The sequence below is a fragment of the Streptomyces marispadix genome, assembly GCF_022524345.1.
In the GTDB taxonomy this organism is placed as follows: Bacteria; Actinomycetota; Actinomycetes; order Streptomycetales; family Streptomycetaceae; genus Streptomyces; species Streptomyces marispadix.
The window spans coordinates 4,425,062-4,439,608 of record NZ_JAKWJU010000002.1 but is presented as its reverse complement, the minus strand read 5'-3'; the positions used below and the strand labels follow the sequence as shown (position 1 = coordinate 4,439,608).

General features: G+C 72.0%; 10 protein-coding genes and 1 pseudogene. 8 read left to right on the top strand and 3 right to left on the bottom strand.

Annotated features, from left to right (window positions below; genetic code table 11):
• Positions 1-108: 108 nt before the first annotated feature.
• A complete protein-coding gene (locus MMA15_RS18695) occupies positions 109-744 on the bottom strand; it encodes a DUF4245 domain-containing protein (protein WP_308290563.1) in 636 nt (211 codons plus the stop codon).
• A gap of 229 nt (positions 745-973) precedes the next feature.
• On the opposite strand from MMA15_RS18695, the gene glpX reads away from it, so the two are divergent.
• The 3 genes from glpX (at position 974) to MMA15_RS18680 (ending at position 4,175) form a co-directional block, all read left to right on the top strand.
• Positions 974-2,008 (top strand): class II fructose-bisphosphatase, encoded by a 1,035-nt coding sequence (gene glpX / locus MMA15_RS18690; protein WP_241061241.1) that lies wholly within the window; start codon positions 974-976, stop codon positions 2,006-2,008.
• A 249-nt stretch (positions 2,009-2,257) separates the two neighbouring features.
• The gene (locus MMA15_RS18685) at positions 2,258-2,854 is read left to right on the top strand and encodes a TetR/AcrR family transcriptional regulator (protein ID WP_241061240.1); all 597 of its coding nucleotides are present in this window, start codon (positions 2,258-2,260) and stop codon (positions 2,852-2,854) included.
• 133 nt (positions 2,855-2,987) lie between these two features.
• Positions 2,988-4,175: a GDSL-type esterase/lipase family protein gene (locus tag MMA15_RS18680; protein ID WP_241061239.1), complete on the top strand. Its 1,188-nt coding sequence runs from the start codon at positions 2,988-2,990 to the stop codon at positions 4,173-4,175.
• A 231-nt stretch (positions 4,176-4,406) separates the two neighbouring features.
• Here the strand turns inward: MMA15_RS18680 and MMA15_RS18675 are convergent, their stop codons facing one another.
• Both MMA15_RS18675 and MMA15_RS18670 read right to left on the bottom strand, forming a co-directional pair.
• Positions 4,407-4,778 carry a WhiB family transcriptional regulator gene (locus MMA15_RS18675; protein ID WP_241061238.1) on the bottom strand — a complete coding sequence of 124 codons (372 nt, stop codon included), beginning with the start codon at positions 4,776-4,778 and terminating at the stop codon, positions 4,407-4,409.
• Between the two features lie 299 nt (positions 4,779-5,077).
• Positions 5,078-5,800 carry a DUF1707 SHOCT-like domain-containing protein gene (locus tag MMA15_RS18670; RefSeq protein WP_241061237.1) on the bottom strand — a complete coding sequence of 241 codons (723 nt, stop codon included), beginning with the start codon at positions 5,798-5,800 and terminating at the stop codon, positions 5,078-5,080.
• 353 nt (positions 5,801-6,153) lie between these two features.
• On the opposite strand from MMA15_RS18670, the gene MMA15_RS18665 reads away from it, so the two are divergent.
• The 5 genes and pseudogenes from MMA15_RS18665 (at position 6,154) to MMA15_RS18645 (ending at position 14,486) form a co-directional block, all read left to right on the top strand.
• The gene (locus MMA15_RS18665; protein WP_241061236.1) at positions 6,154-7,851 is read left to right on the top strand and encodes a fumarate hydratase; all 1,698 of its coding nucleotides are present in this window, start codon (positions 6,154-6,156) and stop codon (positions 7,849-7,851) included.
• A gap of 206 nt (positions 7,852-8,057) precedes the next feature.
• Positions 8,058-9,452, top strand: coding sequence for a class II fumarate hydratase (locus tag MMA15_RS18660; protein ID WP_241061235.1), 1,395 nt, complete (start codon positions 8,058-8,060; stop codon positions 9,450-9,452).
• A 405-nt stretch (positions 9,453-9,857) separates the two neighbouring features.
• Positions 9,858-10,502, top strand: a pseudogene (gene fomD, locus MMA15_RS18655) (cytidylyl-2-hydroxypropylphosphonate hydrolase); the annotation flags it as partial.
• Between the two features lie 723 nt (positions 10,503-11,225).
• Positions 11,226-11,906, top strand: a complete 681-nt coding sequence (locus MMA15_RS18650; RefSeq protein ID WP_241063287.1) for a class I SAM-dependent DNA methyltransferase — start codon at positions 11,226-11,228, stop codon at positions 11,904-11,906.
• A 363-nt stretch (positions 11,907-12,269) separates the two neighbouring features.
• Positions 12,270-14,486: a SpoIIE family protein phosphatase gene (locus MMA15_RS18645; protein WP_372498357.1), complete on the top strand. Its 2,217-nt coding sequence runs from the start codon at positions 12,270-12,272 to the stop codon at positions 14,484-14,486.
• Positions 14,487-14,547 lie beyond the last annotated feature (61 nt).

Below are 14,547 nucleotides of genomic sequence, written 5' to 3'. Positions count from 1 at the left end.
GGCGTCAGCGCTTGCCTGCGGGGTCGCCGTCCCCGTCTCCGCCCTTGCCTTCGCCGGGGCGCAGCGCCGCCGCCATCGTCCGAAGCTGCTCGAAGGTGGCCGTGCCGGTCACGACGGTGGTGTGCGCACGGGCCTTGCGCCCTCCGCGGTCCCCGGCGTCCCCAGCGGCCTCCCCGGAGCCCGAGCCGGAACCGGAACCGCCCCCGGCCGGCGCGAGACCCGTACGAGCGCGTCGTACTTCTCGCCCTCGTAGCGCGTCCACTCCTCGCCCCGGACCCGTACCGTCTTCGCCGTCTTACGGGCACCCTGCGTGACGTCCTCCACGTACCGCACGGGGCGGGGGTCGTCGCTCTGCTCGACCGCCGCGTACTGCGTGTCCGGAGTCATGAAGCCCAGGTGCCAGGCGTGTCCGCCGGGGCCGTTCGCCTCGTAACGTACGGACGTGGCACGCCACTTGGCGGAGAGCCCCTCGGGGGCCAGCACGGGATACGGCGCGGCGCGTCGGGCGGAGTCCAGCTCGACCTTGTAGCCGACGGGCTTGACCGGGTCGGCGCTCTCGTCGTGCGGGATGAAGAGATAGATGAAGAAGGCCGCGAGCAGGACCACGGCGAGCGAGGGCACCATGCCGCGCACGGTCCGCGCGCCCCGCCGCTTCTCCGGCTGCTCCGCCTCCGCTGCCGCGCCCTCTGCCGTCACGGCTTCTGTCGCCACGCCTTCTTCTGCCACGCCACCATCGTCGCTCATGGGGGAGAGAGTCCGGCCGCGGGGTACCCAGGGAACCGGCCGGGCGGTGCGCTGCGGGTTTCTCCCTGACATGTCCCGCTACGTAGCCATGTGACGGCGCTCATCCGTGGGGCCCTCTGCTCACTCTGTCGGATGCTGGGTACCCTCGAAGCACCCTCAGTAGCCCGGCCGCCGTCTCAGCCCTGTCAGCCGAGTCAGGCCAGTCAGCCGAGCAGAAAGGTGTGCCCCGATGACCGATCATCAGCACCTCCCTCCCCCGCTCGACGTCAGTCCCGAGGCCCCCGACCGCAACCTCGCCCTGGAACTCGTACGGGTCACGGAGGCGGGCGCGATGGCCACCGGCCGTTGGGTGGGCCGCGGCGACAAGAACGGCGCGGACGGCGCGGCCGTGAAGGCCATGCGCCATCTCGTCTCCACGGTCTCGATGAACGGCGTCGTCGTCATCGGCGAGGGCGAGAAGGACGAGGCGCCGATGCTCTACAACGGGGAGCGCGTCGGCGACGGCACGGGCGCGGAGTGCGACGTGGCCGTGGACCCGGTCGACGGGACGACGCTCACGGCCAAGGGCATGTCCAACGCGGTGTCCGTACTGGCCGTGGCGGAACGCGGCTCGATGTTCGACCCGAGCGCCGTCTTCTACATGGACAAGCTCGTCACGGGCCCGGACGCGGCGGAATTCGTCGACATCACGGCGCCGCCCGCGGTCAACGTCCGGCGGGTGGCCAAGGCGAAGGGCTGCACGCCGGACGACGTCACCGTCGTCATCCTCGACAGGCCACGGCACGACGGCATCGTCAAGGAGCTGCGCGAGACCGGTGCGCGCATCAAGTTCATCTCGGACGGCGACGTCGCGGGGGCGATCATGGCCGTACGCGAGGGCACGGGCGTCGACCTGCTGCTCGGCATCGGCGGTACGCCGGAGGGCATCATCGCCGCGTGCGCGATCAAGTGCCTCGGCGGCACGATCCAGGGCATGCTCTGGCCCAAGGACGACGACGAGAAGAAGCGGGCGCTGGACGCGGGGCACGACCTGGGCAGGGTGCTGCACACCGAGGACCTCGTAAGCGGCGAGAACGTCTTCTTCGTCGCGACCGGCATCACGGACGGCGATCTGCTGCGTGGAGTGCACTACAGGGGCGAGCGGGCCTTCACCGAGTCGCTCGTGATGCGTTCGAAGTCCGGCACGATCCGCATGATCGACTCGACGCACAAGCTCTCCAAGCTGCGCGCCTACAGCGCCGTCGACTTCGACCGCGCACGCTAGGGCGGCGCCTGCGCCCTGGCCGCCGCCCCCCTCGCCCGTCAGGTCTCCCCCGTCACATCTCCCCCGTCGCACCGGTGCGGACTGCCGCCCGGGGTGGCGGGGGTTCGTCGTGCGGCCTCACGCAGTCCGCGTTCCGGTACCCAGAACGCCTCCCTACTGGAATTACCGAGTTGCCTATACTCTTTAGGTAATTGCACGATTGCTTTCGCAGGAGCAGGAGCAGGAGCAGGCGCAGGAGGGGCAGGCGGCATGGCACGTGCGGGGCTGACCGCGGAACGGCTCACGCGGGCCGGGGCGGAGCTGGCCGACGAGGTCGGCTTCGACCAGGTGACGGTCTCGGCGCTCGCCCGGCGGTTCGATGTGAAGGTCGCGAGTCTGTACTCGCATCTGAGGAGTTCACAGGACCTGCGGACCCGGATCGCGCTCCTCGCCCTGGAGGAGATGGCCGACCGTGCCGCCGACGCCCTCGCCGGGCGCGCGGGCAAGGACGCGCTGACCGCCTTCGCCGGCGTCTATCGCGACTACGCCCGCGAGCATCCCGGCCGCTATGCCGCCGCCCAGCTCCGGCTCGACCCCGATACGGCGGCGGCGAGCGCGGGCGTCAGGCACGCACGGATGACGAGGGCGGTCCTGCGCGGCTACGACCTGACGGGCACCGACCAGACCCATGCCGTACGGCTGCTCGGCAGCGTCTTCCACGGTTACGTATCGCTGGAGCTGGGCGGAGGGTTCAGCCACAGCGCCCCGGATACGGAGGAGACCTGGTCGCGCGTGCTGGACGCCCTCGACGCCCTGTTGCGGCACTGGCCCGCGCCGGAGGAGCCCGAGCCGGAAGGGACTGCCTGAGCGGCGCTCACCGGGCGATCCCGAGCGATCCCGGCCGATCCATGCCGAACTCCGGCCGATCCGGCCCGCCCCGGCTTCCGTTCCCGCTTTCCGCCCCGCTTCCCGTCCGCCCACCGACCCGACAGGCGATGCCATGCACACCGACCGGACCTGGACCACCACACCCGTCACAGCGGAACTGCTGCGCGGCGCCCTCGACTTGGAGCGCACCGCGCGGGGCGTGCTGCCGCACCGGCTGCCCGCCCGTGCCCGCGCCCAGTGCACCGACCCGCAGCTCGCCATGGCCGAGTCGCAGCCCTCCGGCGTGCGGCTGGTCTTCCGTACCCGTGCCACCGCCGTGGAACTGGACACGCTGCCCACCAAGCGCGTCTACACGGGCGCACCGCCCCGCCCGGACGGCGTGTACGACCTGCTCGTCGACGGGCGTCTGCACGGGCAGGGCAGCGTCTCCGGCGGCGCGACGCTGACCATCGACCTCACCTCGGGCACGGCCGAGAAGCGCGAGGGGACGCCCGGGACCGTCTGCTTCGGCGGTCTTCCCGCCCGTATGAAGAACGTCGAGATCTGGCTGCCGCACGACGAGACCACCGAGTTGACGGCGCTGCGTACGGACGCCCCCGTGACGCCCGTACAGGACGACCGGGTCCGCAAGGTGTGGCTGCATCACGGGAGTTCGATCAGCCATGGCTCCGAGGCCGCGAGCCCCACGGGGACCTGGCCCGCGCTCGCCGCCTCCCTCGGCGGCGTGGAACTGATCAACATGGGGTTCGGCGGCGGCGCGCTGCTCGACGCGTTCACCTCACGTGCGATGCGCGATGTCCCTGCCGACCTGATCAGCGTCAAGATCGGCATCAATCTGGTCAACTCGGACGCGATGCGCCTGCGTGCGTTCACACCGGCCGTGCACGGCTTTCTCGACACCGTGCGCGAAGGGCACCCGGACGCCCCGCTGTTGGTGATCTCGCCCGTGCACTGCCCCCTTCACGAGGACACTCCGGGGCCGACCGCCCCGGACTTCACCTCGCTGAGCGCCGGGCGGCTGCGCTTCCGGGCCACGGGCGACCCGGCCGAGCGTGCGTACGGAAAGCTGACGCTGGGCGTCATACGGGAAGAGCTGGCCCGGATCGTGGCGGAACGCGCGGACGGCGATCCGCACCTGCACCACCTCGACGGCCGCGAACTCTACGGCGAGGCAGACCACTTGGAGATGCCGCTGCAAGACGGGCTCCATCCGGACGCCGCCACTCACCGGCTCATGGGCGAACGCTTCACGAAGCTCGCCTTCGCCGCGGGCGGCCCCTTCGGGGAGGGCGGTTCCTGAGCCCTCGGGGCATGAGCGTTCAGCGGCGGGCGTGGAGGGCGTGCGCGCCCAGAGCATCGGCACGCAGGGCATCGGCGCGCAGGGCGTCAGCGTCGAGTGCGTGGGCCTTCAACGCCTCGGCCCGTGGGAGCAGTTCACGTCCCGGCCCGCGGAGCCCGAGCCTCTACGGGGGCGCGGTGCCGGTCGCTTTTGACCCGGTCCGCGCCCCTGCCACGCGCGTAGCTTCGCGTTTCAGGCGATCCGCGGGACCTGTCCGGCCTCGCCCGCGGCAGCAGCGGCTTCCCGCCTGCGGCGCCTGGCCAGTACGACGCGTCGCTCGGCCGCGGTCAGCCCGCCCCACACGCCGTAGGGCTCCGGCAGGACCAGAGCGTGCTCACGGCACTCGACCATCACAGGGCAGCGGGAGCAGACCCGCTTGGCGGCCTGCTCGCGCGAAAGCCTCGCCGCCGTGGGCTCCTTCGACGGGGCAAAGAACAGTCCCGCCTCATCCCGGCGGCAGACCGCCTCCGAGTGCCAGGGGCCCTCCTCGTCCTCACGTGCGGTCGCTCGCGGCACGGGGACAGAGGGGGCTGCCTGAAGGGACTGATGCGGCGGTTGCAGCACGGTCAACTCCTGACGGGACGACGGGGGGCACCTTCACCCGACTTGCTGCGCACGGCAGTTCGCGCTGCCGCCGTACGACGATGCCCAGGCTCTACCCGCTGTACGCACCGGTATGCATACCGTAGGAATGCGGGCGGGTTCCGTGCCCGGACCGCCGGCACGGGCGCCGCGCCTGCATCGGCCGCTGCGGAACCCTGAGTTCACCCCCGGCGGACGGCCATACGCGCCCGGCCGCCCGGCCCTGGTCAGGGAGTGCGAGGGGTGTGCGGGGTGTGCGGGGCCGTCTCCGTGCGGCGCGTTCAGAGTTCCTTGCGCATGCGGTGGCGCAGATCGCGCAGCCGCTTGCCGCGCTTCGGCTTCGCCTCGACGCCGCCGAAGATCGCCGCGCCCTCGACGAGTACGACCGGAGCGTGCGGATCGTCGGACTCCGCGGTGTGCACGTCGAATCCGCCGAAGATCCCGGCGCCCTTCTGCCGGAGCGTGACGTTCTCGGGGACGCGGATCTCGATGCCGCCGAAGATCGCCGTGGCGTTGATCTGCACATGCTGCCGCTCGAAGACGGCCTCCGTCAGATCGATCTCGACGCCGCCGAAGCATGCGAAGGCGTTGATCTTCGCCGGGACCCGGAAGCGGCCCTTCCTGGTCGAGCCGCTGAAGATGGCGACGAGGTTGTCCTTCGAGCAGCCGCCGGTCGCGGGCGTCTCCGGCCACTCCCCGGCGGGCGCGGCCTCGCGCACCGGGTGCGCCGCCTGCTGCTGCGTCCTTCCTGCGGGCAAGTCCCTTACGAGCGGCTCCAGTTCGCCGAGGGTCTTGGCCTGGTAGACGGAGTCGATGCGCTCCGAGTGCTCCTCCGCGTCGATCCGTCCCTCGGCCAGCGCCTCACGGAGGATGTCGGCGACGCGGTCGCGATCGGCGTCCGAGGCACGCACCGGGACGGGCGCCGCCTCCGCGTCCTTGACCGCGGGCCGGGTCTCCGGTCCGGCGGCCGGTCCGGGCTTCTTTTCGAGCGGGGATTCAGTCACAACGAGCAGCGTACCCAAACGCGATAGATCGCGACTAGCCCGGCGGCGGCATCGATGACCCCGTATCGCGTCGGAGCGGCCGTACCGCCGTACGCCCGGAGCCGCCGAGCCGCCGGACCGCCGCCCCGCCGTACGCCCGGAGCCTCCGGGCCGCCGCACCAACCCGGCTTCCCCGAGGCCGAGTTGATGCGGCGGCCCGGAGGCCCATCCCTCTCAGCCGGGCCTTCTGAGGCCGACCTCACCCCCACGCCCTTGCCCCGGCGCTCTACGCTGATGAACGCGCTGTCCTCAGCCGAGCCCCAGCCGAACCCAGCCGAGAGCCGTACGAGCCGTACGAGAGGAAGACCCCAACGATGGCCGCCAGCCCGTCCCGACCGGACTTCACGTACACCGACCTGCTCCCGCTGGGCGAGGACCCCACCCCGTACCGCCTCGTCACCTCGGAGGGGGTGCGTACCTTCGAGGCCGGCGGGCGGACCTTCCTCCAGGTCGAGCCCGAGGCTCTGCGGCGGCTCGCCGCCGAGGCGATGCACGACATCTCCCACTACCTGCGGCCAGGACATCTCGCGCAGCTGCGCCGCATCCTCGACGACCCGGAGGCCAGCGCCAACGACCGCTTCGTGGCGCTCGACCTGCTGAAGAACGCGAACATCGCCGCCGCGGGCGTGCTCCCCATGTGCCAGGACACCGGCACGGCCATCGTCATGGGCAAGCGCGGCCAGCAGGTGCTCACCTCCGGCGGCGACGAGGAGGCGATCTCGCGGGGCGTCTACGACGCGTACACCCAGCTCAACCTGCGCTATTCGCAGATGGCGCCGCTGAACATGTGGGACGAGAAGAACACCGGCACGAACCTCCCCGCGCAGATCGAGCTGTACGCGGCGGACGGCGACGCCTACAAGTTCCTCTTCATGGCCAAGGGCGGCGGCAGCGCCAACAAGTCCTTCCTCTTCCAGGAGACGAAGGCCGTGCTCAACGAGGCGAGCATGATGAAGTTCCTGGAGGAGAAGATCCGTTCGCTGGGGACGGCCGCATGCCCGCCGTACCACCTGGCGATCGTGGTGGGCGGCACGAGCGCCGAGTACGCGCTGAAGACCGCGAAGTACGCCTCCGCCCACTACCTCGACGAGTTGCCCGCTGAGGGCTCACCGGCCGGGCACGGCTTCCGCGACAAGGAGCTGGAGCAGCAGGTCTTCGAGCTGACGCAGCGCATCGGCATCGGCGCGCAGTTCGGCGGCAAGTACTTCTGCCACGACGTACGCGTGGTGCGCCTGCCGCGGCACGGCGCCTCCTGCCCCGTGGCGATCGCGGTCTCCTGTTCGGCCGACCGCCAGGCCAAGGCGAAGATCACCGCCGAGGGCGTCTTCCTTGAGCAGTTGGAGAGGGACCCGGCGCGCTTCCTCCCGGAGACCACCGACGAGGAGCTTACGGAGGGCGCGGGCGCGGACCATTCGGACGCCGTGCGCATCGACCTCGGCAGGCCCATGCCGGAGATCCTCGCGGAACTCTCCAGGCACCCCGTGAAGACGCGGCTTTCGCTGACCGGCACCCTCGTCGTCGCCCGCGACATCGCCCACGCCAAGATCAAGGAACGCCTCGACGCGGGCGAGGAGATGCCCCAGTACCTCAAGGACCACCCCGTCTACTACGCGGGCCCCGCGAAGACTCCCGAAGGCTATGCGTCGGGCTCCTTCGGGCCCACGACGGCGGGCCGCATGGACGCGTACGTGGCGCAGTTCCAGGCCGCGGGCGGCTCGATGGTGATGCTGGCGAAGGGCAACCGCAGCCCGCAGGTGACCGAGGCGTGCGCGACGCACGGCGGCTTCTATCTGGGGTCCATCGGCGGGCCCGCGGCGCGGCTCGCGCAGGACTGCATCAAGAAGGTCGAGGTCCTGGAGTACGAGGAGCTGGGCATGGAGGCGGTCTGGCGGATCGAGGTCGAGGACTTCCCGGCGTTCATCGTCGTGGACGACAAGGGGAACGACTTCTTCACCGACCCCGGCCCGGCACAGCCGTTCGTCACCTCGATCCCCGTACGCAGCGGCTCGTAGCGGGGGCGCCGGGCGGGGTTCGCACCGCGCGGCGGGGTACACGGGCCGAGCGGGACGGCGGGACGCAGCGGACGGCAGACGACGGGACACCGGTCCGCGGGACGCCGGGACGGCGAGAGGGCGGAACGGGAATGTCCTCGCGCGGCGCGACCGCTGTCCCGTACGGACGTGCACACGCAAGGCCCGTACGGAGAGGCGCACACGCGATGAGCGAAAGCCAGGAGTACCGGATCGAGCACGACTCGATGGGCGAGGTCAGGGTGCCCGCCGGCGCCAAGTGGCGTGCGCAGACGCAGCGCGCGGTGGAGAACTTCCCGGTCAGCGGGCAGCGTCTGGAACGTGCGCACATCGAGGCGCTGGCCCTCATCAAGGCGGCAGCGGCCCGGGTCAACGGTGAACTCGGCGTGCTGAAGCCGGAGTTGGCCGAGGCGGTGCGCAGCGCGGCCGAGGAGGTCGCCACGGGCCGCTGGGACGAGCACTTCCCCGTCGACGTCTTCCAGACGGGCTCGGGCACGTCGTCCAACATGAACGTCAACGAGGTCGTGGCCACGCTCGCCACCGAGCGGCTGGGCGCGCCCGTACACCCCAACGACCACGTCAACGCCAGCCAGTCGTCCAACGACGTCTTCCCCTCCTCCGTCCATATCGCCGCCACGGCCGCCGTCACCCGCGATCTGATCCCGGCGCTGGAGGTGCTGGAGGCTTCGCTGTCGCGCAAGGCGCGGGAGTTCCAGCGAGTGGTGAAGTCGGGGCGTACGCATCTGATGGACGCGACCCCGGTGACTCTGGGCCAGGAGTTCGGGGGATACGCGGCGCAGATCCGCAACGGCGTCGAGAGGCTGCGCTCGTCGCTGCCGCGGCTGGCCGAACTCCCCCTCGGCGGAACGGCCGTGGGCACCGGCATCAACACCCCGCCCGGCTTCGCGGCGGCCGTCGTGGAACGGATCGCGGCGGACAGCGGGCTCCCGCTCACCGAGGCACGCGACCACTTCGAGGCACAAGGCGCGCGGGACGCGCTGGTGGAGACCTCGGGGCAATTGCGGACGATCGCCGTGGGCCTCACCAAGATCTGCAACGACCTGCGCTGGATGGCGTCGGGCCCCCGCACCGGCCTCGCCGAGATCAGGCTGCCGGACCTCCAGCCGGGCTCGTCGATCATGCCGGGCAAGGTGAACCCGGTGATCCCCGAGGCCGCGCTGATGGTCGCGGCCCAGGTCACGGGCAACGACGCGACGATCGCCGCGGCCGGGGCGTCCGGGAACTTCGAACTGAACGTCATGATGCCGGTCATGGCCAAGAACCTGCTGGAGTCGGTACGGCTGCTCTCCAACGTCTCCCGGCTCCTCGCGGAGCGCACCGTGGACGGCATCGAGGCGGACGAGGAGCGCGCCCGCGAGTACGCGGAGTCCTCGCCGTCCGTGGTGACGCCCCTCAACAGGTACATCGGCTACGAGAACGCCGCGGCGGCGGCCAAGAAGGCGCTGGCGGAACGTATGACGATCCGGGAGGCAGTGCTCGCGGCCGGGCATGTGGAGCGGGGAGAGCTGACGCTCGAAGAACTCGACGAGGCGCTGGACGTGCTGCGCATGACCCGGCCCTGAGCAGGTCCGGGTCCGTTCCTGGTCCGTTCCTGATCCGGGGCTTGAGGCTCGGTCCCGTGGCCGGTCCGTGGGCGGGCTCGGTCCCGTGGCCGGTCCGTGGGCGGGTTCGGGCCCGGTCGGGCGGCCGGTGACAGGGCGTCGGAAGGGCCGGGCGGGAGGGGCCGGGGGCGTGGCGCGTTCGGGCCTCGGCTCACGGCGGCGGCTGCGGGGCGCACCTAGGATCTGCGCATGACAGCGGAGAGGGCAGGGTCGGCAGCGGCCGAAGCACCGGAAGTGACCCGGGCGCGGGCAGAGTCGGCGCGAGCGGAGTCACCCGCGGAGGCCCGCTCAGCGTCCAGCGCCGGAACGCGGTCGGAGACCCAGGCCCCGGAAGCGGCCGGTGACACAGCAGGTGACGCGGCCGGTGACACAGCCGGCGTCGCTGACCGCTGGGCGCCCGGCACCCGCATCCTGTGGCGTTATCGCGCCAACGGCACCGGTCTCCCCCACATCTGCCGCCCCGTGACCGTCGTCCGCGACTCCCCCGAACTGCTCGCCGCATGGGTCGCGCCGGGCACCGTATGCGTCAAGCCGGAGATCGCGGACGGCACACCCGTACACCACGAGCCGCTGGCGACCCGCTACACCAAGCCACGCCGCACGGTGCTCTCACGCTGGTTCGGCACAGGCGTGCTGAAGCTCGCACGCCCCGGCGAGCCATGGTCGGTGTGGCTGTTCTGGGAGCGGGACTGGCAGTTCAAGAACTGGTACGTCAACCTCGAGGAGCCCAGGCACCGCTGGGCCGGTGGCATCGACTCCGAGGACCACTTCCTCGACATCGCCGTCTATCCGGACCGTAGCTGGGAGTGGCGGGACGAGGACGAGTTCGCTGCGGCGCGCAGCGCGGGCCTCGTCGACGACGAACTGGCCGCGCGGGTACGGGCGGCCGGGCGCGCGGTGGTCGAGCAGATCGGCTCCTGGGCGTCGCCGTTCCGTGACGGCTGGGAGCACTGGCGTCCCGATCCGCGCTGGCCGGTGCCGTCGCTCCCACAGGACTGGGACGGCCGTCCGCCTCCCGGAGCGGCGAAGCCGTACGGCCGGACGGACATCACGGTCTACGGCACAGCCGAAGGCACAGTGAACGACACCCCGGCCGAGGGCGGCCCGGCCAACGACGGCCCGGCGCACGCCGGAAGCGGCAGCGAGGCATGCGGCAGCGACAGCGAGGCATACGACGGCACGCACGCAGCCGGGAGTTGCCGCCGCGAGGCCGGAACCCCCGGTGGCCGCCCTCAAGGTGAAGGGCGACGGCCGTGAACCGCTCGGCGAACCGCCCGGCCCGGCTGACCGCTCACGCCCGGCCCCGGCCCGCCGTCCGGATTCCGGTGCGCACCGGCCCCCACGAATCCGGCAGCCGGACTCCCGGCCCCTCACGGGCCGTTCGGCCGCCCCGCGGGGCCCGCTTTGTCGGCCCGGGAGCGCACCCTCTTCCGTACTTGCGTGGATGTGCCGGATGTGTCGGACGACACGCGCCCGCTTCGACCTCCCGTTCCCTCTTGCTGCGCCCCCATACTGCAAACGTAGGATCAGCGTCCGTAGGCGCACTGCTGCAACAACTCCCCTCCCCCTCGGGGATTTGGCGACGCGTGGCCAGAGAGGAGATCAAGCGTGAGCAGCACGTACGGAGGCCACGGGGATCCGCCGGGGCCAGGTCCGGAGGACACCGGCGGTGCCGCGGACCCCGAAGACCGCGGAGACCCGGGCGAACGCGCCAGGGCCCGCCGCGAGGACGCCGTGCCCCCGAGGTCGAAGGCGCGCGCCTACAAGGGCTTCGACTGGGGTTCGCTGGACCGCACCGGGCAGGCCGACGCCTTCGACGCGATCGGCGACCGCTACGACGAGGCCTTCCCGCACAAAGAGGGCCAGATCGCCTCGGGCGCCTGGCTCGCCGAGCAACTGGCCCCCGGCTCCCGCGTGCTGGACCTCGGTTCGGGCACCGGGCTGCCGACCGCGCGCCAGCTCAGCGAGGCGGGCCACCGGGTCATCGGCATCGACCTCTCGCCGGGCATGGTGAAACTCGCCCAGGAGAACGTGCCGGACGGCGACTTCCGCCGCATGGACATCGCCGAGTTCGAGAGGTACGACCTCGGTCCCTTCGACGGTGCCGCCGCTTTCTTCTCCCTCCTGATGCTGCCTCGGGCGGAAATTCCCTACGCGCTGCGCATGCTGCACCAGCAACTGCGGGAAGGCGCACCGATGGCCATGTCGATGGTGGAAGCGGATGTCGATGACTTCTCATTGCCGTTCCTGGGCAACACGATCCGGGTATCCGGCTATCTGCGGGACGAATTGCGCCAGCTCGTGCGCGATGCGGGTTTCGAGATCGCCGGGGAGGACGCCTATGCCTACGCTCCGGCAAGCACGGACGTGCCGCCCGAGATCCAGATCTTCCTCCAGTGCCGAAGGCGGCCGTAGTACGACGACGGACGTAGTACGGGGAGCGCAGGGAGCGCCGCGCACAGGGCGCGCGGCCACGGATGGATGGAAACCGAACGCGTGACGGAGCACCAAGAGCCTGCGACAGGCACAGCAGCGCCGCCGCTTCCGGCTGTGGGCACACCCACGACGGGGTCGGCGGGCCTCGGCCTGCGCTCCGCGGGCACCTCGCCTCCCGTGGGCCCGCGGCCGGCCGGTGCGGAGAGCCGTGCGCCGTCCGGGACTTCAGCACCGTCGGCCCCGGGCGGTGCGCAGGGCCGTGCCCCCGAGCAGGCCCCCGGCCGTTCCCCGGAGCGGGACGGTCCGTCGCCTTCGGCGGCGGGTACCTCGTACGACGGCGCGCTGCCCTCGACATGCGCCGGCGGCGAGGAGGTGGAGCAGGTGCGCCCCCGTACACGACCGCGCGCCGGTGCATCCGGCAAGGGCTCCGGTGCGAAACCGGGCACGAGACCGGAATCCGGCGCCGGTGCCCAGCGTCCCCCGCAGCACCAGCACCAGCACGCATCACAGCAGCACAGGTCCCAGCAGCAGACCGCCGAAGCCTCAAGGGGCTCCAGCGGGAGGGGCGGCGCAGGGCGCGCCGTCCCCGAACCGTCCCACAGCGGGCCGGGAGCCGCGTCCGAGCGGCCGTCCCACAACCCGTCCCAACCCCCTACCGCGGAGAGCGGTGCCGTGTCTCATCCGACCACCGGCGACATGACCGCCGCCGACGTACCGCCCGCCGCCCCCCAGGCCCAGGCCTCCGATCCCCCCGCCCGTGAAGCGGCACCGGGGAACGGCGACGCCGCCGAGCGGGAGCGGCGCGGCGGCGACCGGCTGCGCTTCGTCGGCGCCGCCACTCGCCGTATCGCCCGAGGCATGGACCTGGACGAGACCGTGCTGGGTCTGTGCCGGGCGAGCGTGCCCGCGTACTCCGACGCGATCCTCGTCTACTTGCGCGATCCGCTGCCCGTGGGCGACGAGCGGCCCACCGGCCCGGTGGTGCTGCGGCTTCGGCGCAGCGACCGCATCCCCGACGATCCGCACGCGATGGTGGCGGCGGCGTCAGCCGCGGACGGCCGGTCGCAGCCCGACGGCGACATGGCGGGCGGCCCCGGCACCACGACGGGCCCCTCGCTCTCCGCGGTGTCGGACGGCACGGCCGGTGCCGCCGAATACGCCGAGGTGCTCTCCGGCGGACCGCTGGCCGAGGTGCTGCGAGGCGTGCGGCCCGTCTTCGCCGACGCGCCCGCCGCCCGCGACGCGCTTCCCGAACTCCTCGGCTCCGGGCCCGACGTGCCCTCGGGCCAGCGCGCCATACTCGCTCCGCTGCGGGGGCGGCGCCGGGTCATCGGCGCCGCGGTGTTCATGCGCGGCCCCGAGCGCGCGCCGTTCGAGCCGGACGATCTGCTGATCGCCGCGCAGCTCGCCACCCACACCGCGCTGGGCGTGGACAAGGCGGTCCTCTACGGGCGTGAGGCGTACATCGCCGACGAGCTCCAGCGCACCATGCTCCCCGACGAGTTGCCGCAGCCGACGGGCTGCCATCTGGCCAGCCGCTATCTTCCCGCGGCCGAGACGGCCCGGGTCGGCGGCGACTGGTACGACGCGATTCCGCTGCCGGGCAGCAGGGTGGCCCTGGTCGTGGGCGATGTGATGGGCCACTCCATGACATCGGCGGCGATCATGGGCCAGCTCCGCACCACGGCGCAGACGCTCGCGCAGCTCGACCTGCCGCCGCAGGAGGTGCTGCACCACCTGGACGAGCAGGCGCAGCGCCTGGGCAGCGACCGCATGGCGACCTGCCTCTACGCGGTCTACGACCCGGTGGCGCACCGCATCATCATCGCCAACGCCGGTCATCCGCCGCCCGTTCTGCTGCATCGGGACGGGCGTGCGGAGGTGCTGCGCATACCGGCAGGCGCGCCGATCGGCGTCGGCGGTGTCGACTTCGAAGCGGTGGAGCTGGACGCCCCGGCGGGCGCCACGCTGCTGCTCTACACCGACGGGCTGGTCGAGTCGCGCCAGCGGGACGTTTGGACCGGCATCGAGCATCTGCGCGAGAAGCTGACGGCGACGGCACGGCTGACCCGCCCGGACGCGTCGGCTCCGCTGGAGCCGCTCTGCGACGAGGTGCTGGACATCCTCGGCCCGGGCGACCGTGACGACGACATCGCCCTGCTCGCCGCCCGGTTCGACGGGATCGCGCCGAGCGACGTCGCTTACTGGTTCCTCGACCCCCGCGCCCAGACGGCGGGCCAGGCACGCAGGCTGGCGCGGCGCGCGCTGGCCCGCTGGGACCTGGAGGAGCTGTCCGACGCGGTCGAGCTGCTGGTCAGCGAGGTCGTCACCAACGCGGTGCGGTACGCCGAACGTCCCATCACGCTACGGCTGTTGCGTACGGACACCCTCCGCTGCGAGGTCGGCGACGACGTGCCGCAGCTTCCCCGGCTGCGGCAGGCGCGGGCGACCGACGAGGGAGGCCGCGGGCTGTACCTCGTCAACCGGCTCGCACGGCGCTGGGGTGCGACGCGGCTGTCGACGGGCAAGGTCGTGTGGTTCGAACTGCCGGTGAACTGACCGCGGTTGTTCCGACCGCGGATGTTCCGACTGCGTTGTTCCGACCGCGGAGGTCCCAGGA